Genomic DNA, 24,622 nt, shown 5'->3' on the forward strand with positions numbered 1-24,622 from the left:
GGAAGCAGGCAAATTTCGAGACCCCGGCACCGTGGAGGTTGGGGCGATCGTCTGCTGGGAATCAGCCGCCGTCAGCCCCGGGAAACTCCTGCGCGAGTTCATCAAGCAGGCTCAAGATCAGCGGTTCGGCCTCAATCGCGTAGATCTCGGAAGTGACCTTGATCTGTCGCGCGAAGCACTCAGGTGGCACGATGGCATGGGGCAGCGCGCGCTTGATGATGGCATGGCGCGACATCTCGCGCGATTTTGCGATCCGCCCGCTGGGCATCGCCACTACTTTCAGCAGCTCTCCCTTGGCGCTCGAACCACTGAGAAGCTGATGATAAAGCCGCGACTGTGGATCGCGAGAGAAGCCGAGCTTGACCAGAGGCGTCCCGTCTTCAAGCCGGAACCGCATCGCATAGACATTGCTGGGCGCGCTTGTCCAACCGTCGCCGCATTCCGGGCACTGGAACCGACGGGTCTGGAAATTGCTGCGTGCAACGCGGGCAACTGCACCACATCCGTCACGGTGTAGATAGAGACGATAGTTTGCGTTACCCTCCGGGTCCGGGCCGAGGATGGACCAGCCATTGGCATTGGCGTCTGCCTCTTCACGCGCAGCAAAACAGATGTCGCAGTGGTTCTGGCGCTGCCCTGCCGCGACCTGCTCGACAAAACCGAATTGGCGCTTCTCCTGATGGCCGCAGGGCAAGAGAAACAGCCCTTCATGGCGGTTCTCGGAGTCATAGGACAGAAATGTCATTCCGGCTGTTTTGGCAAGCGCGTGCTTGGCCTGATCAGGACAGGCCGCGCAGGCGAGTTTTGCGGTCAAAAGCGTGTAACTGCGCTGCGCAGTGAGCTTGCCGCAGGCGTGACAGCGCAGCACGACATGCTGCTTGTCGCGAATGCGCCGCAGCGCAGTGAAGCCCTTGGCTTCGGCTGCCGCCTGCCAATTGGGCAGGATCGCGCCGGGGAAATCACACCAGAGCTCGGGCGGTGTCCCGCGCGAGCGGCGCGGAAGGTAGATTGGCTCGTCCTGACCCGGCAGGAGGACATAAGGAAGCGTTACATCAATGGAATTGGTCATCGCAGATGCCTTTCGAAGTCGCGCGCGATCACAGCCGTCGCCAAGGGGCGCGTCCGATCGGGCGTCTATATGTCATGGAAAGTGGAAAGCGCGTGGCTCAGCCGATGAAGCTGAAGCCCTCAGTGCTGAGCGGGATCATCTCCGGGCTCAACAGCGCGTGCAGGTGCAACAGCCGCTCGCAGGTCTGATCGAGCAACGCATCGATCCGGCGCGCATTCAGACCATCGGAGGCGCGCCCCCAGAGCGAAAGCGTCTCCGCGAGGAAATGCAACGCCTCACCACGCGCCTCAGCCCCTTCAATCGTCAGGCTGCGGGCGATGTAACGCGCCGCGTAGACCAGTTTGCGATCCGAACCGATAACGATAGGCGCATCGCCAGCCGCGCGCGCTGCGTGCAGCACAGCATCGAAGGCGAGATTTGCAGCAACGTCAGGATCGCAGAAAGCCGGATCCCAAGACATGCTGCTGGCGCGAAATTCCTCGGCGTCGGTCGCATCAAGAAGGACGCGCGCAAGCTCAACAAAGGCGCCATGCGCGGGCGAGATCGCGCCCGCATGCGTCGACGTCTGCTGCCGCCGCGGCCACGCAGTAGCCTTGATCCCGCCAGCGAGGGTGATACCAGTTTGGGTAGCCATCTTGATCTCCTTTACAGATTGGGATGGTCAGAGGTTGAGAAGCACGGCAATGCTTCTTGACCTCGTCACGATTGTTAGTAATTGTCAGTATAGCCAGAAACGGCAGCACGTCAATAGGATTTTACTAACAATGTCAAACAATAGCGAACGTCGCGACGCTCCCCTAGGATTACGCATCACCCCGACGCTAAAAGAAGCACTCGAGCAGGCTGCTCGAGATGACCACCGCTCCGTTTCCTCGATGGCCGAACGCATCATTACAGAATGGTTGGAGAGCAAAGGATATCTGCCTTCTTGAAGGGCGGATTGGCTAGGGCGTGTTGACGTTTAAGGATTCCCAAATCGGTTACTGAATGATTCAAGGTTGCAAACATGGGAGGCAACCTTGATCCGCACCGCTTTAACCGACGCCCAATGGGAAACTATATCTCCGCTCTGTCTTGGCCGGAAATGTGATCCCGGTCGCACTGGGCCAGACCCTCGTCTTTTTGTTGAGGCGGTTCTTTGGATCATGCGAACGGGATGCCCCTGGCGCGATCTACCGTCAGATTTCGGGGGATGGAACACCGTCTTCAAGCGGTTTCGCAGATGGGTCAAGGCAGATGCATTCTATCGTATGTTCAGAGTATTAGCTGAAGACTCCGACTTTGAATACGCGATGATCCCCTCTCATTGATTGCGTTGCAATCAACTGCCGGGCAGCGGACGGCACAATCGTCAAGGTCCACCGTCATGGGCAGGGCGCAAAAGGGGGGCTCAAAGCCAGGCCATTGGGCGTTCTCGTGGCGGCATAACCAGTAAGATCATGGCGCCGACGGATGCCTTGGGCGATCTGATCGACTTCCGGTTGCTGCCCGGACAGGCTCACGATCTGCGCGGCACGGCGGCTTTGATCGAAGGGCTAACGTGTGGCCAGTTCCTTGCCGACCGGGCATTCGACGCAAACTGGCTACGTGATGCGCTGACCGAAGCCGGAATCGAGGCGGTCATTCCGCCAAAATCCAACCGACGGTTCCCGGCCGACTTCGACCGCGATACCTACAAATGGCGGCACTTGATCGAGAATCTCTTTGGAAAGCTCAAGGAATACAGGGAAATCGCAATGCGCTGCTGCAAAACTGACGCCAGCTTCAACGCATTCATCTCAATCGCGGCCACCGTGATCCGATTGAAGTGAACGTCAACACGCCCTAGACGAAGCCCGAAAATTTCCGGAACAACTCAGCTGAGAGCTATATTGCTCATGGAAATCCCGGGCTATCGTCTTCTTCAAGTGAAGAGGGGGCCTCGTGCGAAAACTTTTCATCTGAACTGATCGCTTCGGTATTGATTGCGATATATCCTATCTCCTCCGCAAGCCTAAACGCTTGCGGTCCATCCTCCAGAATTTGCACTCCTGCGGCCGATAATTTCGCTATGTCGTCCTCGGCGAATTTTACTTGAATCGCCAGTTCACCCGGGATGCGGGACCACTTCCAGATACGATAATTCGAGCGCAGAAGGTGGAAGGTGCGCGACAGCCAGACTCCGAAGCTCATTTCATCCGGATTTGCAGTGTCTTCAGCAGAGCGTCGAGCTTCTTCTCCATTCGCATCTGGCCGTTTTCCAGCGCTGTCAGTCTTTCCTCCAACGTGGCCTGCTGCGCCGCGCTGGCCTCCTGCGCATCCATCTGCAGTTTCCTGAGTTCGCGGTTCATCCTCAATTCCTCGTTCAAGAGCATCAACGCTTCCAAGAACTTCTCTCCAAGATCTGAGGGCCCCCGTTTCATCCATTCGAGCAGATCCAGCAGTGGCATCAGTCGGTCGGTCTTTGCGTCGATCGACTTCCAGAGGCTCGTCAGCACCTTGAAGCGCGACCTTGGCTGCAGTGATTTCGGTTTTTGCGGCATGCATCAATTCCTCCAGTTGTTTGCGGATGGGGTAGAGGTCGGCAATTAAGCGAGAGACGGAGTGCGCCATTGCGAGGGCGATGCGCCCTCGTAGGTGCCTCGGCTCCCACGCGAGGCCAAGTTCGCTGCCGCGTAGAGTCCCGTGCGGCGTCGCGAACAGGTAGCTTTGGGCCCCTGATCGCGCCGGTTCGCTGAAAAAAGTGATTGGCTCCGGACCAGCCTTCAGTCGCGCCGCCAAATCTTCAAGCGTCAGGGGCGGGGCGATCTCAAAGATCTTTTCGAGAGCGCGATGCAAAAGCTTTGCGGCTTGCCCTTTAAGGTTACGTTTGGGTGTCGGCGGGCGCAGCGTTGGCGTCGCAGGATCGAAATACTCTGGCACGGGCAGTTCGAGGAGCTTCGCGAGCGTCTGGTGTCTACGATCAGTCGCGCGCCGCGACAGATTAGGTGTCAGGCCTTTGCCAAGAAAAGTGGCGAGGCTGATCGCGATGTGAATGTGATCACAGGTCTTGTTAGTATGGCGAGCCGCGACCCAAGGAATTTGCAGTGGCGGAAGACCCATCAACTCGAGCTGTGTGGTAGCAATCTGCCGCCAAAGCTCAGAGTTGGCGCGCATTCCTACTGGCAGCGAGAGTGTGATGTGCAGATAGCCATGCTGATTACCGAGCCAGCTAAACTGCGCGCACAGTTCGTGCCGACCACCGATTGCAAGTGTGCCGCCGATTGGCTCGGCCCCATCGCGCAGGACATAATCCTGCACAAAGCTGGCGTCATCATGTTTCTTAGTGATCGCTCGCATAATCAGAACCCTGCCCATGCGTAGATCGCGCGGGTCAACTCATTCACCTCCTGAACAAGAGCGCGATAGTCTCTTGCACGGCTGGGCCCCAGATGGTTGAGTGAATACCCGATGCGGCCGAGTGCTTCAGCAATTTCGGCATCCCGGGTGTTCGGTTGCGGCATGGCATTTGTGGCGCAGCGGCGAAGATAGTCGGCCTTCGTGACACATCCTGTACTGGTAAGTCTGGCTTCGATAAGAGCGAGTTCGACATCGGATAGTCGGACCTTGATTTCATGAGGGCGTCTTTGGGCCATTTCAGAGACCTCCCTTGAAAGCGGCAGATGTGTCAGTCCTTTCAGTGCCAAAGTAGCCCGCAATTTTATTCTCGATAAAAGGCGCGCTGAGGTGTGGGTAAACGTTCTTCAGGTGCAAGGCATTTCTCCTAGATCCGCGCGAAAAGCGCGTTGTTTCAGATATTTTATTTTCGTCGGGACCCGCGTCGGGTATGCTCTCAATATAACCTTCTGCAGCCATTGCGCAGGCCACTAAAACAGCGATTCCGCCGCTTATGGGGCAATTCGTGGCGAATAATGTGGATAACTTAGTAGGTCTGAATTCAAGGCGGTGCCCAAATCTGCTCCATTCACATTTTTGATTATGAAATCCGTAAGTTTTTTTCTCTATTATCCACGAGAAAAAGCAGGGCTTTTGGAAATGCTCAGCCTGCTTTCCTCGCGAAGGCCCCGGCTGCGCCATAACGTAGTCGCTTCCGGTTAGGAAAAATCAGCCAATCTTCTGGGTTCCCCCCGAAGCGAGGCCACTCCATGATCACCGAACTGAAGTCCGTCCGCGATGTCTGGAAGAAGATGCCGACCGAAAGGCATGCGCGGCTCTTCCTCGAGAACGCCATCTGGGGCGATGATCGGTTCTGTCCACATTGCGGCAGCTTGAGTTCGCGCCCGCTGCGCGGTGCATCCTTGCGCCCCGGCCTGTATCAGTGCATCGAGAGGGAATGCCGCCGCCAGTTCACCGTAACCACGAGGACGCCGCTCCACGCGACAAAGCTGGATCTCCGGACCTGGATCACCGCTATGTTCCTCGTGCTGACGTCTTCCAAGGGCATCTCGTCGGTCGTGATGTCGCGCATCTTGGGGGTGAACCAGAAGACCGCGTGGAAGCTTGGCCACGCCATACGCGAGATGATGGATGATCGGCAGGGCATTGCCGGCCGACTGTCGGGGGTGGTCGAGGTCGATGAGGCCTTCGTCGGCGGCAAGCCGAAGTTCCGCCATGGCGTCAAGAACAAGCGGGGGCGAGGAACAGGCAAACCGATCGCGCTCGTTGCTGCTGCGCGAAACGATCAGGCTCGAGCCGTGCTCATCCCGAATGCTCAAGGGCGCACGATGAAGCCCATCATCGAGGGCTGGGTCGACCCGACCTCGGCGCTCATCACCGACAAGAATCCAAGTTACGGAAAGATCGGGACATCTTTTACCAGCCACCATACAATCCAGCACAACAAGCGCCAGTATGCGAATACGAAGACCGGGGCGCACATCAACACCGTTGAGGCAGTGAACGCGGTCGTCCAGCGCGCTCTGATCGGCGTATATCACCGCCTCGGACGGAAGCACCTACAGCGATACCTGGACGAGATCATCTGGCGGTGGAACCACAGGACCCCGGAGAGCAAAGTGCGGAAGAGGAAGTCTTCTTCGGGCCTCTCAACCGCCGAGACCACGACCGTATGGAGGCCCATCCCGGTTGTGGACCAGATGCGAGGCCTACTCTACGGAGCCGTCGGCCGCCAGATGAGACGCACACCGTCGTGGGGTCTTCGGTGACCATGACCCCGTCACTGCGAAGGTCCGCTGAGAGCCCATTGCGAACGGTCTCTAGGCTGCCTTGTATAGCGTCCTGAAGGTCGATCTCTTCAGGTCAAACGCTGTATCGGCGTCGATCAAGCTGATCCCCATGGCCATATTCTGGCAGGTCGCGATCGCCAATTGCAGCACATCTCGAACCTCCCCAACATCGTTGCGCACCTTTCTCTTCGGATAGGAGAACCCGGCAAAATCATCGTGATTGCACAGGTTTTTCCAGCCGTTCGCTTCGAGTTCTGGTCTGACCGTCACATAGGGGGCTGGGTCGCCAACGAGGTAAAGCGTCAGCCAAAATGTCCCATCCGGAGGGAATGCCTCGGGAGGCAAAGGGAACTGCGCGAGTGTGATTGCAAGGATATCGTGAGTGGACGTCATTGCCGAATAAAACAGCAAATCGGTCGAACAGGCAACGTCCGTAATGTCCGCGTAGCTGTCGCACGCGAACTTGGCGCGCCTCCTGCTTTTTCTCGTGGATAATAGGGTTTTTTTGAAAACATAATTCGATAATTTTGACGCGCGCGTAAGAACCTAATGGTATAGTGGAGTTGGGGCCGTTTTTTTGCTTCGAGCATATATGTGTGTTCAAGGCGCTTGAGCCGGGAAGGCGAGGGTCGGACGCACTGTGAAATCGGGGGCGGTCGTGGAGCGGCGCTCGTTTACAAGTCGGCTGCGTCGTGATGGGTGCGCAGACGCGGCAGCTCAATCGTGCTGCCAGAGGGGTCGTTCGAGGCGCAGGGCATCAATCCCAAAACCGTTGCGAAGTGGTGCAAGCGGTTTCACTCTGACACTTCCGCTTGCGTTCAACTACCGGCCGGCGACCGATCTGCGGAATAGGAGCAGGCTGAGCAGCAGCACTGCGGCACCCAGCAGGAAGGTCCACAGAAATTCCAACCAAACGACTGAAAGGCCTGCGCCACGATAGGTGATGGCGATTGCGAAATCCATGTAGTGACGGGATGGCAAGAGCCAGGTGATCGGTTGCAGCCAAAGCGGTTGGCTCTCGATCGGGCTCATGCCGCCCGACAAGATCATGATCGGCATGATTACCAGCATGATGAGCAGCGCGAACTGCGCCATCGTGCGGGCAACAATGCCAAGAAGAATGCCGATGGCGGCGGCGGCAAAGAGATAGATCGCGGTGCCTGCCAGGAGCAGCCCCTCTGATCCGGCGAACGGCACCTTGAGTGCGCCCTCCACCACGACGAAGAGTGAAAAGACAAAGGCCACAAAGACCACAAACCCGTTGGCAAGGATCTTGGCGAGTGCGATCTCGATCGCATTGAGTGGCATCACCAAGAGATGCTCGATCGTGCCATGCTCCCGCTCGCGGATAAGCGCGGCACCGGTCAGCACGATGGTCAACATCGAGAGTTGGTTGAGCAAGCCGGAGATGGCCGACAGCCAGACCGAATTGCCCGCCGGATTGAACGAGCGCCGCAACACAAGGTCAACGGGTGATGCCTGCGCCACGTTCTGGCCTGCGGCAAAGCGCGCCACTTCGGCATTGATATTCGCCAGAAGATAGCCGGTGCCAACGCTCGCCTGCATGGTCTTGGTGGCGTCGATGTTGATCTGGATCGTGGGGCTGCGTCCGGCGCGCACATCGGCCTCGAAACCGCGGGGAACAACGACGACAAAGATCGTCTCGCCCCAGTCCATCAGGCGGTCGATATCGCTGGCCTCTGCGGTCATCGGCGGCAGGAAATATGGCGGGTAGAGGGCGGTTTGCAGCGCGCGGCTGAGACTTGAGCGGTCCTCGTCCACAAAGGTCACGGCGGTGTTGCTAATCGTCTCGCCCGCACCGGAGCTTTCGATATACATACCGGGGCCGAAGGAATAGATCACGAGCACGAGCAGTAAAAGCTCGCGCCAAAGCGACAGCATTTCTTTCCAGGCCAGCCAGAGAATGTTGCTCAGGTGCCGCATCGCCTCATGCCTCCTGCTTTTTCAAAAGGAGGGCGGCGATACCGACGAAAACCGGCACGAAGGCGAAGACCAGAAAGATATTCGGTGCCATCTGCACAAAGCCGAGGCTTTTGTTAAAGGCACCGATGCTCATTTGCATGAAATAATTGGTGGGCCAGAGTTGCCCCATGATCCGCGCCACGCCTTCGAGAGAGGATACCGGCTGATTGAGGCCCGAAAACTGCACCGTCGGCATCATCGCAAGGATCATCGTCGCAAACACGGCCGAGACCTGGCTTTTCACCATCGTCGCGATCACGAGGCCGAAGCCGGTCGCGGCCATGACATAGGTCACCGCACCAAAGGCCAACGCCAGCGCGCTGCCCTTTAGCGGCACTCCGAACAGAAACACCGCCATGCCGGTCAGGATCAGCCAGTTGGCAAAGCCGATGCCGACATAAGGGAGTTGTTTGCCCAGCAGGAACTGCAACTTCGATGTCGGCGTGACGTAGAAATTGGTGATCGTGCCAATCTCGCGTTCGCGCGATACGCTGACCGCCATCAGGATCGCCGGGAACAGCATCAAAAGGATCGCGGGCACAGAGGGTGCCATCGAAACGAGGCTTTCGTAAGTGGGATTATAACGATAGCGGGGTTCGATATTGACGATAGGCTGCGCCGTGCCGCCCATCCCCTCGGCCCGCGCCCGCTCGCTTAGGAACGCGCTATGGGCACCCTGCACATAGCCTTCGGTCATCGAGGCGCGGAACGTGATGGCACCGTCGATCCAGGCTGCGACGCTCGTCGGCTGACCCGTCGTGACGGCGCGGCCAAATCCGGCGGGGATTTCGATGGCCAAACCGATCTCGCCCGCCACCATCCGCTGTTCCAGCTCTGCGAGACTGGAAACTTCCGGCATCTCGTCGAAATAGGTGGAGCCTTCGAAATTGGCGAGATAGGCGCGGCTTTCGGGTGTTTTATCTTGATCGAAGGCCGCGAATTTCAGCCCCGTCGTGTCGGTCGAAATGCCGTAGGCGAACAGAAGCATTAAGATCATCGAGCCGAGGAACGCGAAGGCCAACCGGATCGGATCGCGCATGACCTCCAGCATCTCGCGACGACTGACCGCCAGCAGCCGACCAATCGCGGGATTGCGCTTGCGCCCGCTCGGTGCCTTGGTTGCGATGTCGTGGATCGCCGCCCGCGCCGCACCGCTTGGTTGATCCGCCGCGCCGATTGCGCCACCGATATAGCGAATGAAGGTCTCTTCAAGCGACGTCGCGCCATTCTCGCGCGCAAGGTTTTGCGGCGTGTCATAAACCAGCACCTCGCCCGCATGCATGAGCGAGATCCGGTCGCAACGCATCGCTTCGTTCATGAAATGGGTCGAGATAAAGATCGTCACACCGTCGCGGCGTGACAGCCGCGCCAGAAGAACCCAGAACTCGTCCCGCGCCACCGGATCGACGCCCGATGTCGGCTCGTCCAAGATCAGCATTGCGGGTGAGTGGATAACCGCGCAGGCAAGCGACAGGCGTTGGCGCAGGCCAAGCGGCAGGCTGCGGGCAAGGCTGTCGCCATACTCGGACAGATCGAAATCGTGGAACAATTCCTTCATCCGCGCGCGCGCCACATCGGGGGGCAGATGGTAAAGCCGCGCGTGCAGGCGAAAGTTTTCGGCCACCGTCAACTCGCCATAAAGCGAAAAGTTCTGCGACATGAAGCCAACATTATTGCGCGCGGCGACATCGTTTGCATCGACCGGCTCGCCAAAGATCAGCGCCTGGCCTTCGGAGGGTGGCAGCAGGCCGGTCAGCATCTTCATCGTTGTCGTCTTGCCGCACCCGTTCGAGCCGAGAAAGCCGAAAATCTCGCCGCGCTCGATTTCGAAGGTAACATCATGGACAGCGGTAAAATCGCCAAACCGACGGGTCAGCCCGCGTGCGATGATCGCCGGACCGCCTTCGCGGGTCTCGCGCGGCGGGATTACCAGCGGCCCACCCTCGCGCTGCTTGTCGCGCGGCAAGAGCGACACAAAGGCAGCTTCCAGATCATCCTTGCCCGTCTGCTGACGCAACTCTTCGGGGGTGCCGGTCGCCAGCACTTGGCCCGCATCCATCGCAACAAGCGAGTCAAAGCGGTCCGCCTCCTCCATATAGGCGGTGGACACCAGCACGCTCATCCCCGGCCGGTCGGCGCGGATATCGTCGATCAGATCCCAGAACTGGCCGCGTGACAGCGGGTCGACGCCGGTCGTCGGCTCGTCGAGGATCAGGAAATCGGGGTCGTGGATCAGCGAGCAGCACAGACCGAGTTTCTGTTTCATCCCGCCCGAGAGCTTACCCGCGGGACGGTCGGGGAACGGGTCGAGTCCGGTGGCCTTCAAGAGGCGCTCGATCCGCCGTTGACGTTCTGCGGCGTCATGTCCGAACAGGCGCGCAAAGAAATCAAGGTTCTCGCGAACGCTCAGCTCCATATAAAGGTTCTTGCCCAGCCCCTGCGGCATGTAGGCGATACGATGGAATGCGCCTTCGCGATGACCACGTTCTGCCATCGAGCCGCCAAGCACTTTCACCTCGCCAGACTGTATCTTGCGCGCCCCCGCGAGAAGCCCGAGCAGCGTGGATTTACCCACCCCGTCCGGCCCGATCAGGCCAAGCATCTGTCCTGCGGCCAGATCAAGCGTCACGTCCTTTAGCGCCGTGACCTTGCCGTAGCGGTGCGTCACCGCGCGGACGCTGGCGATGGGGGCGGTATCGGTCATGCCTCAGTTGCCCGTCGTGGCCGCGGCGGGCAGCGGCTCGCCAACGAATTCGGCGGGCCAAGGCTCATCCTCGGTGCCAGCCAGCCGGATGTAGGCGACCCCTCGCAGGCCGGTTTTGACCTGCTCGATATTGGCCTTCACCAGTTCTTCGGGTAGCCGGACCTTGACGCGGAACATCAGCTTTTCGCGCTCTTCCGCCGTTTCGACTGTTTTTGGCGTGAACTGCGCCTCGGGCGAGATGAAGCTGACATAGGCGGGGATTGCGTAAGGAATGCTATCAAGCCTGATGCGGGCTTCGGCACCAAGCCCTGTTCGCATGGCTTGATCGGCGGGCAGGAATACTTCCATGTAGACTTGGCTGAGATCAAGGATCGTCATCACCTTGCCGCCGCTGCCCAGCACCTCGCCCGGTTGCGCCAGCCGATAGAGGACGCGACCGAAGACCGGTGCGGTCAGCGTCGCATCGGCGATCTGCGTTTCATACAGCACAACAAGCGCCTTTGCGGACTCGACCCTGCGCTCGGCAGAGGTAAGCTGCGCCATCGCGGCGTTCAGCGATGCCTCGGCAGAGGCGAACTGCGATTTCTTTTGATCCGCGACCGCCTGCGAATTGACCCCACGTTCGATCAGTTGCTGCGAGCGGGCGTATTCTTCTTGCGCGAGCGTCAATTGGGCGCGGCGCTGTTCGATCAGCGCCTTGACCTCATCGACCTGACTTTCGGCACCGCGGAAGTCGGCCTCGGATCGCGCCAGCTGCGCAGCAAGCTCGCGCGTGTCCATCACCGCAAGGATATCCCCCTTCTGAACAAGCTTACCCTCGCTGGCCCGTATCTCGGAGATCCTGCCAGAGATGCGCGTGGCGATGTCAATTTGATCGGCTTCAATTCGGCCATTCCCGGTGGCAAAACCTGCGGGCAACTGTCCGGTATTCTGATCCCACACATACCAAGCGATTGCGGCGAGGGCTGCCGCGATCGCAGCGACGGCGATAAGAGGACGAAGGTATTTCATTCAAACTAGCCCAATCGTGATGCGAGCATTTTGGACAGTCGTGACTATGCGCAAGCCGTGCCAGCGCGCCATGACCTGTCTCAAGTCACTCTTGAAAGACATATTCTCCGGGTGCGTCGCAAAGCGGTTTCAATCCTGCCTTGGCTGCCCCCATTGACGGTGGCTTGATGGGCGCGCCCGACCGCTCGCCCAACCAGTCGCTCCAGGCGGTCCACCACGATCCCTCGCGCGTTTTCGTGCGGGAGGCCCAATCCTCGGCATCCAGATAGGTTTCGCGGTGCCGGGTCGTGCGGATGCGAAAGTGGCGACCCGGATGGCCCGGTTCCGAGACGATGCCGCCATTATGCCCGCCACTGGCCAGCGCAAAAGTCACGTTGGTATCGGTCAGACGCTGGATCTTGTAGGCCGATTTCCACGGCGCGACATGATCGCGTTCGGTGCCCACAGCAAAGATCGGCCCCTTGATATCCGCCAACGCGACCTTGGCACCCCGCACGTCCAGCCGCCCCTCGGCGAGATCGTTGTTCATGTAAAGCCGCCGCAGATATTGCGAGTGCATGCAATAGGGCATGCGCGTGCTATCGGCATTCCACGCCATCAGGTCGTTCGGCTCGCCCCTGCGACCCAGCATGTATTCCCGGATCATCCGGCTCCAGATCAGATCGTTCGATTTCAGGATCTGGAAGGTGCCAGCCATCTGATCGGCCTTTAGCACGCCCTGCCGCCACATCATGTCTTCCAGCAGCGCCAACTGGCTGTCGTTGATGAATAGCGTCAACTCTCCGGCTTCGGTGAAATCGGCCTGTGAGGCGAGCAGGCTGAGCGATGCCAGCCGGTCATCGCCGTCGCGCCCCATCGCGGCGGCGGCGATGGTCAGCAGCGTGCCGCCAAGGCAATAGCCCGTTGCATGGATCTTTTGATCCGGCACGATCTTGCCCACCACATCAAGCGCCGCCATCACCCCTTGGTCCAGATAGTCATCCATCCCAAGATCGCGGTCCTTTGCATCGGGATTGAGCCAAGAAATGCAAAAGACGGTAAAGCCCTGCGCCACCAGCCAACCGATCATCGAATTATGGGCGGACAGATCGAGGATGTAGTATTTCATGATCCACGCTGGCACGATCAGGATCGGTTCGGGGCGGACCTTTTCGGTTGTCGGCGCATATTGGATAAACTCCATCAGGTGATTGCGAAAGACAACCTTGCCGGGTGTCGCCGCAATCGTCTTGCCGACGACGAAGTTCTCCATTCCGGCCGGGCGTTCGCCCTTTGCCATCAGCATCGTATCTTCGCGCAAATGCTGCATCCCCCGGATCAGGTTGCCGCCGCCCTCACGCAGGGTTTCGCGTTGAATTTCAGGGTTGGTGAGGATGCTGTTGGGCGGCGCCATCATATCAAGCATCTGGCGCGCACTGAATGCGGCGACCTTCTCATGGGCGCTGGAAACGCCGGGCAAGCCGGTTGCGGCCTCTGCCCACCAGTCTTCCTGCGCCTTATGAGTGGCTGCAAAAAGGTTGAAGGGCCAAACCTGCCACGCAGGATCGCGGTAGCGCACGTCCTTTGAAACGGTGCCGGGCGTAAGGGTCGCGTTGGCCACGGACAGCGCTTTCATCCAAGCGCTGATCGCAAGCTCTGTCTGGCGACCGGGGGAGGTGGCCAGATGCGCCGCCCAGTCCCACCAGACCTGACTGAGCGCGATTGGCGAAAGCCCACCCGTGCGCGCAGCAACATTCGCGTGCAACATTTTGTCGATAGCGGCAGTCGCATGATGCACGTCGATTGCGGGACGGCACGTCCGGTTCGCGGCTGACATTGTTGGCAATTTTTCGGCCATCGCCTTACTCCATCCGGCTGATCTCAGCACGACTGCTGTTATACAGTGTGTTCAGATTAAAGTGAATGATTTTTCCATCTGTCGGACGCAAGTTTCGGTCCGGTGTTCAAAACGCATGCGTTAGGGAGATGGCAGGCCGCCAATTGGCATAAAGTTCAAAGTTGCGGGCTTCTTCACTGCCCGCATAACTCGGACAGGATTGAAGCTGGCAGAGCCGGGCTGCGGCATCCGAGGTATCGGTAGGGGCTCAAGATTGGCCAAAGATCGCATGCCAGTTCAGCAAAGCGGCGGCCTATCCACGACTATCGGCATCTGCTGCGGGGCAATAGCGGCCAGATGCCTTGTTCATTCTTTGGTGTCTAGCCGATCCGCAGCCACCGACATGCTCTCGTCGATGGCGTCGTAAAAGCCTGCATAGGCTTGAAGGCGCGCTGCGAGGTCTTGTTGTGCGGCGGGCAGTTGGGCGATTGTCGTCTCGATCTCGTGCTTTGATCGACGCGCGTTTTGCGCGGCGCCTTGCAGCAGGGTCATGTAAGGCGCATCGCCCAGTTGAAAATAGTCCTGCCGGTCGCCGGGATTGGCGACGCGCTTGATAAGGCCGCGATCTTCCAGCAGCCGTGCCACCGCCGAGATACTGCCACGGCTGACCTCAAGTTGCTTGGCCAGTTCGCTAAAGGAATACCGCCGCCCCTCAAAGACCAGCAGCGCGAACAGCCGCCCCGAGATCCGCGGCATCCCCTCGGCCTGGGCAATGATCCCGATCTTTTCGATGAACTCCTCGCGGATTTTCGTCAGGTCGGTGTCGGTATCCATCTTGGGCTTCCTGTTCTGGCTGCGCTTGCACATCGGATGCACGGTGCGAATTGATCGCAACTAGTCCGTTCATTCATAGCTGAACGTGACAGGGCTTCGCAAGCAATGAATCATAGGCCACGGCAAGTTCAACCCCGCGTTTCGCGACGAGTTCCCCTGTGTTTGCGTTAGAAGCGTTTGGGCTTGACCGACAGGAGCCAAAAGGCCGCGACCGGATTGACTCGCGTGGGTCATTTGTGAAATATATTGTTTGTTCAATAATGACTGAATTGCCATTTAGGAGTTGCGTCTGACATCATGGCCCGTCCTAATCTTGCCTTCCGCACGCGCGGCCTGACCAAAACTTACGGCACTGGCGAGGCCGCAGTGCGGGCGTTGCGCGGGGTTGATCTGGACATCCCGCAAGGCGAGTTCGTGGTGCTGCTTGGCCCCTCGGGCAGCGGCAAGTCGACGTTGCTCAACATCATCGGCGGGCTGGACCGAGCAAGCGAGGGCGAGGCGTGGTTTGGCGATCAAAACCTTTCCGAGTTGAGCGATGCGGCGCTGACACGCTACCGGCGCGATCATGTCGGCTTTGTGTTCCAGTTCTACAACTTGATGCCCAGCCTGACCGCGCGCGAGAATGTCGAGTTGGTGACCGAGATCGCGCCCGATCCGATGGACGCCGAGGAGGCGCTGGCGATGGTCGGCCTGCGTGAGCGCGCCGATCATTTTCCCGCGCAGCTTTCGGGGGGCGAACAACAGCGCGTCGCCATCGCGCGGGCCGTCGCGAAAAAACCCACGGTGTTGTTTTGCGACGAGCCGACGGGCGCGTTGGATAGCACGACGGGGCGCGCGGTTCTCAAGGTGCTGCGCGATGTCAACGAGAGGCTGGGTGCCACGGTGATGATCGTAACCCATGCCGCTGCCACTGCAGGTATGGCTGACCGTGTGATTGATTTCGCCGATGGCGATGTGCGCGAAGTGACCGAAAACAAAAAGAAGCTCTCGCCAGACGAGATCGAGTGGTGAGCGCGCTCAATCACAAACTGGGACGCGACCTATGGCGGATGAAAGGCCAAGCCGCAGCGATTGGCGCGGTGATCGCCGTGGGCGTGTTGATGCTTGTGATGATGCAGGGGCTGGTGTCGACGCTGAGTGAGACGCGTGACGCCTATTACGCGCGCTACCGCTTGGCCGATGTGTTTGCCCCCGCCAAGCGCGCGCCTGACCGGGTGCTGGCCGATCTGGCCAATATACCTGGCGTCGCCTCGGTGCAGGGGCGGGTGAACGCGGGCGCGTTGATTGATCTGCCCGGCGTGGCGCTGCCTTTGCCCGCGCAGGCGGTCTCGCTGCCCGATTATGGCGCGCCCGCCCTCAACAATGTCTACCTGACCGAGGGGCGGCAGCTTGACTCCGGGCATGGCGATGAAATCCTGCTGCTGGAGGGCTTTGCCAAGGCCCGAAACCTGCATCCCGGCGACACGATCACCGCGACGATGAATGGGGCGCGGCGCAGCTTGCGCATCGTCGGGCTGGCGCAATCGCCCGAGTTTCTATTCGCAGCCCCACCAGGCGAGATGATGCCCGATGACAGCCGCTTTGCGGTGATCTGGATGAGCAATTCCGCGCTTGCCGCTGCCTTCGATCTGACCGGGTCTTTCAACGAGGCGCTGATGTCGGTCAGCCGTGACGCGCTGATGCCGCAGGTTCTGGCGCGCGCGGATGCGTTGTTGGCGCCCTATGGGGGTCTCGGTGCCTATGCGCGCGCGGACCAGACCTCAAACCGCTATATTACCGAAGAAATCGGTGGGCTGCGGGCCTCGGCGGTGGGGGTGCCGCCGATCTTTCTGGGGGTCGCGGCGTTCCTGCTATACATCGTCGTCAGCCGGATGGTGCAGGCCGAGCGCGAGCAGATCGGCCTGATGATGGCGTTTGGCTATTCATCGCGCGAGGTCGGGCTGTATTACCTGAAATTTACGCTGCTGATTGCCGTGGGCGGTGCGTTGCTGGGCTGTCTTGGCGGCGTGATGGCCGGGCGCGGCATGGCGGCTTACTACCAGCATTATTTCAAGTTCCCCTTCATCGTGTTTCGTGTCGATCCGGGGTCGTTTATTCTGGGGTTCCTGATTTCGGTCGCCTCGGCCTCGGTTGGTGGCGCGCTGGTGTTGCGGCGCGTCTTTGCGCTAACCCCGGCAGTGGCAATGCGCGCACCGGCCCCTGCTGATTACAGCCGCGCGGCGGGCTTTGGGCGGCGGCTAAAGGCGTCGCTGGATCAGCCGACCCGCATGGTGATCCGCAACATGACGCGCGCACCGGGGCGTGCCCTTGGCGGCGTCATCGGCATCGCGGCGGGCATGGCGCTGTCGGTGGCAATGCTGACGGTGCTGGCGGCGTTCAACACAGCGATCAAGCAAAGCTACAGCGTCATCGACCGCTCTGACGCGTCGGTCAGCTTCGACAATCCGGTATCGGACAGCATGTTGTATAACTTGCAATCCATCGACGGCGTGCTGGCGGTCGAGCCGTTTCGCAGCGTGCCGGTTGTTCTGCGTAACGGACGAGAAAGCTATCGCGGCGCAATCGAGGGGCTGATCGCGCAGCCGCAGCTTTACCGCGCAATGGCCAAAGATGGCCGCGCGATCCGTTTGCGCAGCGATGGTATCATCCTTGGCACTGCGCTGGCCGAAAAGCTGGGCGTGAAACCCGGTGACAGCATCAAAGCCGAGGTGCGCGATGGTCGCCGACCCGTGCTGAACCTGCCGGTTGCGGGCGTGGCGGACACGCTGCTGGGCTCGCCGAGCTATCTTGAAATCGGCGCGCTGGGGCGGGCCCTGGGCGAGCCGAGGCAGATGTCGGGGGCCTATCTGAAAATCGACACCGCCAAGAGCGCCGCAATCTACGTCACGCTCAAGAAAATGCCGGCGGTCGCGGGGGTAAGTCTGAAAAAAGACGCCCGCGCGGCTTTTCAGAAGGTGATGGATCAGGGCGCGGGGGCGATGCGCTACATCATGGTGCTGATCACCGGCGTCATCACCTTTGGCATCGTTTACAATTCCGCGCGCATTGCCTTTGCCGAACGCGCTCGCGATCTGGCCAGTTTGCGGGTGTTGGGGCTGACGCGGGGCGAGACGGCCTTTATCCTGCTGGGTGAATTGGCGGTGGTGACGCTGATCGCGATTCCGGTTGGTGCGGGTCTTGGCTATTATCTGTCTTTCGCAATGTCGGCGGGGTTCAGCAGCGACCTTTACCGGGTGCCCGCGATGTTTTCACCGCCCAGCTACGGCACGGCCGCGCTGGCCATCCTGATCGCTTCGGTGCTGTCGGGCTGGCTGGTGAAACGCGATATCGACCGGCTCGACCTTGTGTCGGCCCTCAAGACCAGGGAGTGACCGTTATGGCACCAAAGAAAAAGCATTCGCGTCTCTGGATGGGGGTTAGTGCTGTCGTCCTGATCGGGGCCGGGCTGACCTATGCCTTCTGGCCGCGCCCGACGCTGGTCGATATGGGGCAGGTTGCGCGCACGCCAATGGCGGTCACGATCAACGAAGAGGGGCAGACGCAGGTGCATAACACTTACGTTGTCTCGACGCCCTTTGCGGGGCGGCTCTTGCGGGTTCAGGTGGTGTCGGGGGACGTCGTCAAGGGCGGCGAGACGGTGGTGGCCAAGATGCTGCCCGCCAACCCCGACGCGCTTGACATGCGCACCCGCGATCAGGCCCGCGCCGATATCAGCTCCGCCGAGGCGGCGGTGCAGGCGGCCCAAGCGGGCATGGCCAAGGCGCTAGCTGACAAGGATCTGGCTGATAGCACGCTTCGGCGCACGCAAGGCCTGCGCGCCGGAGGCACCACCAGCGCGGCAAGTCTGGATCAGGCCCAGCAAGGTGCGCGGGTGGCGCAGGCGGCGGTCGATACTGCGCGCGCCGACATCGCGATGAAGATCGCAGCGCTCGACAGTGCGCGGGCGCGGCTGGTGCGGTTCAGTGACCCGCACCCTTTGACCAATGGCCAACCCCCGCAAGGGTCTGAAACCACGCCCGTCACCGCGCCAGTCTCGGGGCGGGTGCTTCAGGTGTTGCAAGTCAGCGAGACGACCCTACCCGCAGGAACGCCGATTTTGCAGGTCGGCGACGTCTCGGGCGATCTTGAGGTGCTTAGCCAGCTTTTGTCGACCGACGCGGTTCAGGTCACGCTTGGCGACCGGGTGATCATCGACGGATGGGGTGGCGCCAAACCCCTGAGCGGCGTTGTTGACCGGGTCGATCCGTGGGGCTTTACCAAGGTCTCGGCGCTTGGCGTCGAAGAGCAGCGCGTGAACACGATTATCCGCTTCACCGATCCCGCCGACGCGCGCAAGGGGCTGGGCAGCGGATATCGTGTCGAGGTGCGCATCATCACTTGGGAAGACGCCAATGCGCTTACGGTGCCCGCCAGCGCGCTGTTTCGCAACGCAGGCAAATGGGCGGTGTTCGTTGTCACGGATGGCAAGGCGCATCTGACCCCGGTTTCGATCGGTCACACCAACGGCACGCAGGCCGAGGTTTTAAGCGGTCTGGATGCTGGTGCCGAGGTGGTTCTTTACCCCGGTGCCGGTCTGGCAGATGGCGCGGCGGTGGCGCAGCGCACCACCAACTGATCCGCGCGCAAAGCGACAGGCCGCAGGGGGGGTGCGGCCTGCAACGGCTTACGCGCTTAGCCAGGCGCGCGCGGCGGCTTCGTCAGCCAAAGGGAAATGGCGCATCTCAATGCCCGTTATCTTGTTTGCAAATCCGATCAACGGCTTGAGCCATTGCTCGTCACTGACCAGCGCGTATTTTTTCAGCGCCTCAATCGAACCGAGCTTCATTTTAAAGAACGACCCATCCGTCAGGATTTTGGGGTCCAGACCGCCGAAAGATTTGATCCGCGCCAAGGCGTTGAAGGTCTCGCCACGCTCGATCCGGGCGTTGATTTCGGCGGAAATCGCGTGCATCTCGTCATCGGCGACATAGCCGTCGATCTCGAAGGCAAACACGTTTTTATCCGAGGACTCGATCACATGCGCGCCTTTGCCTTTCGGCTTGCGGTCGGGCAGATCACTTGCAAATTTAAGGGCTGCGTCCATCTCATCCGGGCCAAAGATGCGCATGTCAATCATCGGAATCAGCGGATTGACCGCTTTGACAAGCGCGCCGATGAACGCCTTGTCGCTTACGACAGCCGCGCGTGGAATCTTGCCCATCTGATCAAGCATGCCGATTTCCAGCGGAATATCGTGCCGGATCGCATCGACGGTCATGTCGTCAAAACCGGAGATGTCGATGACGATACCGACCCGGTCTGCCTTTTCGATGGCAGGGGTGAATTTGTCATAAAATGCGGTTACTTCGTCTGCTGTCACCTTGCCCTTCATGGTGAGAACGAACACATTTCCATCTTGTTTCATGTTCAACATAGCCTGCTCCTTTCGCGGGTTTCATACCTCCAACACGTCAGACTTTGGTTTGTTCCAAAATATTTGAACAAACTGACTATTGTGGGCGAAGCACCCGTTTTGCACGACAAATCGCGTCCCATCCATCTGCTGAAAACACGCTTTCTCGGGTCTGCTTGATGGCGCAGCCGAGGCTCCGCGCCACCAATGGATCAGTGCGCGCCGTCGCGCGGTTGGTTGAGTCCAAACACCGTCACCAGCGAGCGGCGGGTGGCAATTTTGACGCCGTTGATCACGCTAAACAGCGCAGGCACGAACAGCAGCGATAGCAGCGTCGAGAGCAACAGCCCGCCGATCACCGCCACGGCCATCGGCGCGCGGAACTCGCCCCCCGGTCCCAGCGCCAGCGCGCTTGGCACCATGCCTGCGGTCATCGCCACGGTGGTCATCACGATCGGGCGCGCGCGCTTGTGGCCCGCCTCCAGCATCGCTTTGTCGCGCTCGACCCCCTTGTTCATCGCCTCGATGCCGAACTCGACCAGCATGATGGCGTTTTTGGTGACAATGCCCATCAGCATCAGGAACCCGATCACCACCGACAAGCCAATGGCCGAGCCGTCGAGAAAGAGCGCGAAGATCGCCCCGCCGATTGCGAGAGGCAGCGACAACAGGATCGTGACCGGCGTGATGAAGCTGGAAAACAGCAACACCAGCACGACGAAAACCAGCAAAATCCCGGCACCCATCGCCAGCCCGAAGCTAGTAAAGACCTCGCCCATCACCTCGGCGTCACCAGCTGGCTGGATCGAGGTGCCCTCGGGCATTGCCTTGGCAATCGCAAGGTTTGAGACCGCCGCAGTGGCAGGCCCAAGCAGCGCACCCTTGGCAAGGTCGGCATCAACCGAGGTGCGGTATTTGCGATCATAGCGGTTGATTGAACTCGGCCCGGTGGCCAGCGTCACGTTGGCAACCACGCCCAGCGGCACCAGCGCGCCACTGGCGGTTGGAACCCGCTCTCCGGCCATGCGAAACAGATCGCGCCGCACGTCTTCGCGCAAGCGCACGACGATTGGAATCTGGCGTTCGCCTGCGTTGAACTTGGGTTGGTTGGTGCCACTATCGCCAATCGTGGCGATGCGAATCGTATTGGCCAGCGCCGAGGCGGTGACGCCCAGTTCTGCCGCAAGCTGCGGCTTTGGCGTGATCCGGATTTCGGGACGCGCCGCCGCAGACGAGGTCGTGGCATCGCGGATATCTGGCAGCGTGTTCATCTCGTTCGCGACGCTTTCGGCAGCCTTGGTCACGGCCTGCTCGCTGTCGCCCAGCACATTGATCGACAGCGCCCGCGCGCCGTTTGCGTCCAGCACATGCAGCCGCACGTCTGGCACCGCGCGCAGCCGCTCTGCCAGATCGTCGGCGATGGCAAAGGAGGATCGCTTGCGTTCATCCTTTTGGCCGTAAGTCACGGTCAGGCTGGCCTCGTTGATGCTGCCCGAATTTCCAGCATTGACGAAGACGCCGGTCACTTCGGGCACCTGCCGGACAATCTTGGTGATCTCGCGCGAAACGGCGCGGGTATCATCAAGCGTCGAGCCGGGCGGCAGTTCGATTGAGATGTTCGAGGTGCCGGTATCGGCGGGCGGCACAAACTCGGTCGGCAACAGCGTGGCCGAAAAGATCGAGCCTGCAAAGATCGCAACCCCGGCAGTCAGCGTCATCCAGCGGTGGCGCAGCGTCCAGCCCAGCACCGACATATACTGGCGCATGATAAAGCCGTCGCGTTCCTCTTCTTTCGCGGTGCCGTCACGCAGGAAATAGGCGGCCATCATCGGCGTGATCAACCGCGCCACCAGCAGCGAGAACAACACGGCCACAGCAACCGTCAGCCCGAATTGCTTGAAATACTGCCCAGCGATGCCCGACATGAAACTGACCGGCGCAAACACCGCGACGATGGTGAAACTGATCGCAATCACCGTAAGACCGATTTCCGAGGCGGCCTCTTCGCTGGCCTCATAGGCGGGCTTGCCCATGTGGATATGGCGCACAATGTTTTCGATCTCGACGATGGCGTCATCGACAAGGATGCCCGTCACCAGCGTGATCCCCAGCAAGCTGACAGTGTTGAGAGAGAACCCAAGCATATCCATCACGAAAAACGTGGGCAGGATCGACAGCGGTAGCGCGACGGCGGTGATCAGCGTCGCGCGCCAGTTGCGCAGGAACAGAAACACCACGATGATCGCCAGCGAGGCCCCCTCGTAAAGCGTGTCCATTGCGCTGTGATAGTTGCCCTCGGTGTAGATCGTCGTGTCGTTGATCTGCGAAATCGTGATGCCGGGATACAGCGTGCGCAGCGCGTCCAATTTGGCCTTTGCGTTGGTCGCGGCCTCTAGGTCGCTGGCACCTGTGGCGCGGAAGATGGCAAAGGCCACCACCGGCTCGCCGTCATACATCGCAAAGCTGCGCGCATCCGAGGCACCATCGGTCACGCTGCCCAGCTGGTCAAGCCGCACCGTATGCCCGGATGATAGCGTCAGCGGCGTCGCCGCAAGCTGTGCAAGGCTGGAGGCCCCGCCAAGCGCGCGGATGCTGTATTCCTGCCCCGCGAGATCGCCACGCCCGCCGCCAAGGTCGATGTTGCGCGAGCGCAATTGCGTGTTCACATCATCGGCGGTCAAGCCAAGCGCCAGCAGCCGGTCGGGGTCAAGATTGACCTGAATCTCGCGATCAGCGCCGCCAATGCGGGTGACTTGCCCCACCCCGGCGGCGGTTTGCAGATCGCGCACCAGAACATCGTCGACGAAATAGCTTAGTTGCTCAATCGACTGGCTTGGATTGGCGACGGCATAGGTCTGAATCGCCAGCCCCGTCACGTCGACGCGTTTGACGACAGGCGTGTTTGCCGCCGCGGGTAGGCTGGATTGCACCCCGGTCACGGCGTCCTTGATATCGCTTAACGCGCGGTCGGTGTTGGTTTTCAGTTCAAACTCGATGGTGATCGTGGCGGACCCGTCCGTTGCCACCGAGGTGACGTGCTTGACGCCCGTGACATCTGACACCGCGGATTCAATCGGCTTGATGATCTGGCTAACGACCTCAGAGGGGGCCGCGCCCGATTGCGAGACCGAGACGGTGATGATCGGCAGGTCGATATTGGGAAATTGCGTTACCGGCAGCCGGAAGAAGCTGACAATACCTACGATGCACAGCACCAAAAACAGCGCCAGCGACGGCACCGGATTGCGGATCGCCCAAGTGGACATGTTCATTGGGCGGCTCCTGCAACGGCCGCTGCGTCGGGTTCGCTCACCGGAGTAACGTGGTCGCCATTGCCGAAAAAGGCCCCGGCTTTGGCCACGACGGCATCGCCAGCCGAAAGCCCACTCAGGATTTCTCGCCGGTTTTGCCAGATCAGACCCGTAACGACGGGACGCCGCGTGATCACGTCCTTGTCGAGAAGCTGCACATAGGTGCCATCGGCATCTGTCAGCACTGCCGTCACCGGCACCGTGACGCCGTCGTGGTGTTGCGTGGTGACCCAGCCGCTGGAGAACAGGCCAGAGCGCAGGCTGTCTTGCAACGGCACGCCGATGCGGATCGTCCCGAGCCGTGTTTGCGGGTCCACCGTGGGCGAGATCAGGCGCACCGTTCCGCCTACCTCGCCGACACCGGCGACGCTTAGTTCAGTGCTATCCCCAACAGTTACCTGTCCAAGATCGGTTTCGATCACCTCGGCTTCAACCTCCAGCGTGCCATTTACGATCAACCGGTAGATCGGATCGCCGGACGCCGCCGCAATCGCGCCAACCTGACCGCTGCGCGCCGAGATCAGCCCGTCAGCAGGTGCCAGAATGCGCGCGTGATCCAGATTGAACTCGGCGATGCGCAACGCCGCTTCGGCTTGTGCCTGTTGCGCCTGCGCGACCGCCTGACCATCGGTTGCCGCCTGCACCGCAGCCTGCGCCGTGCGCGCGCCCGCGAGGGCTTGATCGACACTCACTTGTGTCACGTTCCCCGAAGCGTTGAGCTTGTTCGTGCGCTCCAGCGCCGCCTGAGCCTGAATTTGCGATGCCTGCGCGGAATTGATCTGACTGGCCGCCTGTCGCACCGCCGCCTCGGCCTGCGTATTGGCCGCGCGCGCTTGCATCAGTTGCGCCTCAAGTGTCTGGCGATTGAGTTCGGCCAAGACATCGCCCTTGTGGACATAATCCCCGACATCGACATTGAGCGCGCTGATGTTAAAGCCGCTGATCAGCGGATAAATCAGGATCTCATTGCGCGCCACCAGCGTTCCCGACACCGAGATACGGCCCACAACGGGCGCGATGCTGGCCGTAGCCACTGTCACAAGCGGGGGTGGCGTGCGGTCTTGCGCAGACACGGATGGCACCATCAGGACGCTCGCGATCAGGGCGATGGCAACACCAACACGAAGACGGCGCGCGTGGGTGGGCAGCGTAGCGATCAGCATGACGGCTTCCTTGTGCTTTGCGACAAGGGGCTTGTCGGCTGGTCTGTCGACTCTGACGAAACGTTTATAGAGGATCAATCGCGAATGCAAGTATAATGTTCAGTAATGACTGAATGTATCGCCTAATTTCGTGATAGAAGAGCGTTCGTTGCCGCTGTTCATCATAATTTTTTT

General features: G+C 60.2%; 20 protein-coding genes. 7 read left to right on the forward strand and 13 right to left on the reverse strand.

Features of this window, described 5'->3' with window-relative positions; genetic code table 11:
- Positions 1–61 precede the first annotated feature (61 nt).
- Together ACN0SD_RS05350 and ACN0SD_RS05355 are read right to left on the reverse strand one after the other, a co-directional pair.
- On the reverse strand, positions 62–1,069 hold the full coding sequence (locus ACN0SD_RS05350) for a GIY-YIG nuclease family protein (RefSeq protein WP_417807197.1): 1,008 nt from the start codon (positions 1,067–1,069) through the stop codon (positions 62–64).
- Positions 1,070–1,166: 97 nt separating this feature from the next.
- Positions 1,167–1,703 carry a hypothetical protein gene (locus tag ACN0SD_RS05355; RefSeq protein ID WP_417807198.1) on the reverse strand — a complete coding sequence of 179 codons (537 nt, stop codon included), beginning with the start codon at positions 1,701–1,703 and terminating at the stop codon, positions 1,167–1,169.
- A 49-nt stretch (positions 1,704–1,752) separates the two neighbouring features.
- On the opposite strand from ACN0SD_RS05355, the gene ACN0SD_RS05360 reads away from it, so the two are divergent.
- The 3 genes from ACN0SD_RS05360 to ACN0SD_RS05370 all read left to right on the forward strand — a co-directional run bounded on the left by ACN0SD_RS05360 (position 1,753) and on the right by ACN0SD_RS05370 (position 2,880).
- Entirely contained in the window at positions 1,753–2,001 is a 249-nt protein-coding gene (locus tag ACN0SD_RS05360; RefSeq protein ID WP_417807199.1) for a hypothetical protein, read from the forward strand.
- Positions 2,002–2,088: 87 nt separating this feature from the next.
- Entirely contained in the window at positions 2,089–2,379 is a 291-nt protein-coding gene (locus ACN0SD_RS05365) for a transposase (RefSeq protein WP_417807200.1), read from the forward strand.
- Positions 2,380–2,880, forward strand: a complete 501-nt coding sequence (locus ACN0SD_RS05370) for an IS5 family transposase (RefSeq protein ID WP_417807201.1) — start codon at positions 2,380–2,382, stop codon at positions 2,878–2,880.
- Positions 2,881–2,944: 64 nt separating this feature from the next.
- Here ACN0SD_RS05370 and ACN0SD_RS05375 read toward each other — a convergent pair whose 3' ends face one another.
- Together ACN0SD_RS05375 and ACN0SD_RS05380 are read right to left on the reverse strand one after the other, a co-directional pair.
- On the reverse strand, positions 2,945–4,405 hold the full coding sequence (locus ACN0SD_RS05375; RefSeq protein WP_417807202.1) for a relaxase/mobilization nuclease domain-containing protein: 1,461 nt from the start codon (positions 4,403–4,405) through the stop codon (positions 2,945–2,947).
- Positions 4,390–4,683, reverse strand: a complete 294-nt coding sequence (locus tag ACN0SD_RS05380; RefSeq protein ID WP_417807203.1) for a plasmid mobilization protein — start codon at positions 4,681–4,683, stop codon at positions 4,390–4,392. The genes ACN0SD_RS05375 and ACN0SD_RS05380 overlap by 16 nt, the downstream gene beginning before the upstream one ends.
- Before the next feature lie 510 nt (positions 4,684–5,193).
- Here ACN0SD_RS05380 and ACN0SD_RS05385 point away from each other — a divergent pair.
- The gene (locus ACN0SD_RS05385) at positions 5,194–6,213 is read left to right on the forward strand and encodes an IS1595 family transposase (protein WP_417807204.1); all 1,020 of its coding nucleotides are present in this window, start codon (positions 5,194–5,196) and stop codon (positions 6,211–6,213) included.
- 51 nt (positions 6,214–6,264) lie between these two features.
- On the opposite strand, the gene ACN0SD_RS05390 is transcribed toward ACN0SD_RS05385, so the two are convergent.
- The 6 genes from ACN0SD_RS05390 to ACN0SD_RS05415 form a co-directional block, all read right to left on the reverse strand.
- Positions 6,265–6,645, reverse strand: coding sequence for a hypothetical protein (locus ACN0SD_RS05390; protein WP_417807205.1), 381 nt, complete (start codon positions 6,643–6,645; stop codon positions 6,265–6,267).
- A gap of 411 nt (positions 6,646–7,056) precedes the next feature.
- Positions 7,057–8,178 carry an ABC transporter permease gene (locus tag ACN0SD_RS05395; protein WP_417807206.1) on the reverse strand — a complete coding sequence of 374 codons (1,122 nt, stop codon included), beginning with the start codon at positions 8,176–8,178 and terminating at the stop codon, positions 7,057–7,059.
- Positions 8,179–8,182: 4 nt separating this feature from the next.
- A complete protein-coding gene (gene rbbA, locus ACN0SD_RS05400; protein WP_417807207.1) occupies positions 8,183–10,921 on the reverse strand; it encodes a ribosome-associated ATPase/putative transporter RbbA in 2,739 nt (912 codons plus the stop codon).
- Positions 10,922–10,924: 3 nt separating this feature from the next.
- Positions 10,925–11,932, reverse strand: coding sequence for an HlyD family secretion protein (locus ACN0SD_RS05405; RefSeq protein WP_417807208.1), 1,008 nt, complete (start codon positions 11,930–11,932; stop codon positions 10,925–10,927).
- Positions 11,933–12,017: 85 nt separating this feature from the next.
- Complete coding sequence (locus ACN0SD_RS05410; RefSeq protein ID WP_417807209.1) at positions 12,018–13,769, reverse strand: PHA/PHB synthase family protein; 1,752 nt, start codon at positions 13,767–13,769, stop codon at positions 12,018–12,020.
- Between the two features lie 345 nt (positions 13,770–14,114).
- Positions 14,115–14,582: a GbsR/MarR family transcriptional regulator gene (locus ACN0SD_RS05415; protein ID WP_417807210.1), complete on the reverse strand. Its 468-nt coding sequence runs from the start codon at positions 14,580–14,582 to the stop codon at positions 14,115–14,117.
- A gap of 297 nt (positions 14,583–14,879) precedes the next feature.
- Between ACN0SD_RS05415 and ACN0SD_RS05420 the strand changes: the two genes are divergently transcribed.
- From ACN0SD_RS05420 to ACN0SD_RS05430, 3 genes are read left to right on the forward strand one after another with little or no spacing between them, the layout of a single operon-like run.
- Entirely contained in the window at positions 14,880–15,593 is a 714-nt protein-coding gene (locus ACN0SD_RS05420) for an ABC transporter ATP-binding protein (RefSeq protein ID WP_417807211.1), read from the forward strand.
- Positions 15,590–17,953 (forward strand): ABC transporter permease, encoded by a 2,364-nt coding sequence (locus ACN0SD_RS05425; protein ID WP_417807212.1) that lies wholly within the window; start codon positions 15,590–15,592, stop codon positions 17,951–17,953. The genes ACN0SD_RS05420 and ACN0SD_RS05425 overlap by 4 nt, the downstream gene beginning before the upstream one ends.
- Before the next feature lie 5 nt (positions 17,954–17,958).
- Positions 17,959–19,197 carry an efflux RND transporter periplasmic adaptor subunit gene (locus tag ACN0SD_RS05430; protein WP_417807213.1) on the forward strand — a complete coding sequence of 413 codons (1,239 nt, stop codon included), beginning with the start codon at positions 17,959–17,961 and terminating at the stop codon, positions 19,195–19,197.
- A 48-nt stretch (positions 19,198–19,245) separates the two neighbouring features.
- On the opposite strand, the gene ACN0SD_RS05435 is transcribed toward ACN0SD_RS05430, so the two are convergent.
- From ACN0SD_RS05435 to ACN0SD_RS05445, 3 genes are all read right to left on the reverse strand, one after another.
- Entirely contained in the window at positions 19,246–19,995 is a 750-nt protein-coding gene (locus ACN0SD_RS05435; protein ID WP_417807214.1) for an STAS/SEC14 domain-containing protein, read from the reverse strand.
- 191 nt (positions 19,996–20,186) lie between these two features.
- Entirely contained in the window at positions 20,187–23,246 is a 3,060-nt protein-coding gene (locus ACN0SD_RS05440) for an efflux RND transporter permease subunit (RefSeq protein ID WP_417807215.1), read from the reverse strand.
- Complete coding sequence (locus tag ACN0SD_RS05445; protein WP_417807216.1) at positions 23,243–24,448, reverse strand: efflux RND transporter periplasmic adaptor subunit; 1,206 nt, start codon at positions 24,446–24,448, stop codon at positions 23,243–23,245. Before ACN0SD_RS05445 ends, ACN0SD_RS05440 begins: the two co-directional genes overlap by 4 nt.
- Positions 24,449–24,622: the final 174 nt, after the last annotated feature.

Origin of the sequence: Thioclava sp. (assembly GCF_048263065.1) — a bacterium.
Classification (GTDB): domain Bacteria; phylum Pseudomonadota; class Alphaproteobacteria; order Rhodobacterales; family Rhodobacteraceae; genus Thioclava.

Coding starts and splice junctions, on each gene's coding strand:
- ACN0SD_RS05350 (WP_417807197.1), bottom strand. CDS start 1,069: ATGACCAATTCCATTGATGTAACGCTTCCTTATGTCCTCCTGCCGGGT.
- ACN0SD_RS05355 (WP_417807198.1), bottom strand. CDS start 1,703: ATGGCTACCCAAACTGGTATCACCCTCGCTGGCGGGATCAAGGCTACT.
- ACN0SD_RS05360 (WP_417807199.1), top strand. CDS start 1,753: ATGCTTCTTGACCTCGTCACGATTGTTAGTAATTGTCAGTATAGCCAG.
- ACN0SD_RS05375 (WP_417807202.1), bottom strand. CDS start 4,405: ATGGGCAGGGTTCTGATTATGCGAGCGATCACTAAGAAACATGATGAC.
- ACN0SD_RS05380 (WP_417807203.1), bottom strand. CDS start 4,683: ATGGCCCAAAGACGCCCTCATGAAATCAAGGTCCGACTATCCGATGTC.
- ACN0SD_RS05385 (WP_417807204.1), top strand. CDS start 5,194: ATGATCACCGAACTGAAGTCCGTCCGCGATGTCTGGAAGAAGATGCCG.
- ACN0SD_RS05395 (WP_417807206.1), bottom strand. CDS start 8,178: ATGCGGCACCTGAGCAACATTCTCTGGCTGGCCTGGAAAGAAATGCTG.
- rbbA (WP_417807207.1), bottom strand. CDS start 10,921: ATGACCGATACCGCCCCCATCGCCAGCGTCCGCGCGGTGACGCACCGC.
- ACN0SD_RS05405 (WP_417807208.1), bottom strand. CDS start 11,932: ATGAAATACCTTCGTCCTCTTATCGCCGTCGCTGCGATCGCGGCAGCC.
- ACN0SD_RS05410 (WP_417807209.1), bottom strand. CDS start 13,769: ATGGCCGAAAAATTGCCAACAATGTCAGCCGCGAACCGGACGTGCCGT.
- ACN0SD_RS05415 (WP_417807210.1), bottom strand. CDS start 14,582: ATGGATACCGACACCGACCTGACGAAAATCCGCGAGGAGTTCATCGAA.
- ACN0SD_RS05420 (WP_417807211.1), top strand. CDS start 14,880: ATGGCCCGTCCTAATCTTGCCTTCCGCACGCGCGGCCTGACCAAAACT.
- ACN0SD_RS05430 (WP_417807213.1), top strand. CDS start 17,959: ATGGCACCAAAGAAAAAGCATTCGCGTCTCTGGATGGGGGTTAGTGCT.
- ACN0SD_RS05435 (WP_417807214.1), bottom strand. CDS start 19,995: ATGTTGAACATGAAACAAGATGGAAATGTGTTCGTTCTCACCATGAAG.
- ACN0SD_RS05440 (WP_417807215.1), bottom strand. CDS start 23,246: ATGAACATGTCCACTTGGGCGATCCGCAATCCGGTGCCGTCGCTGGCG.
- ACN0SD_RS05445 (WP_417807216.1), bottom strand. CDS start 24,448: ATGCTGATCGCTACGCTGCCCACCCACGCGCGCCGTCTTCGTGTTGGT.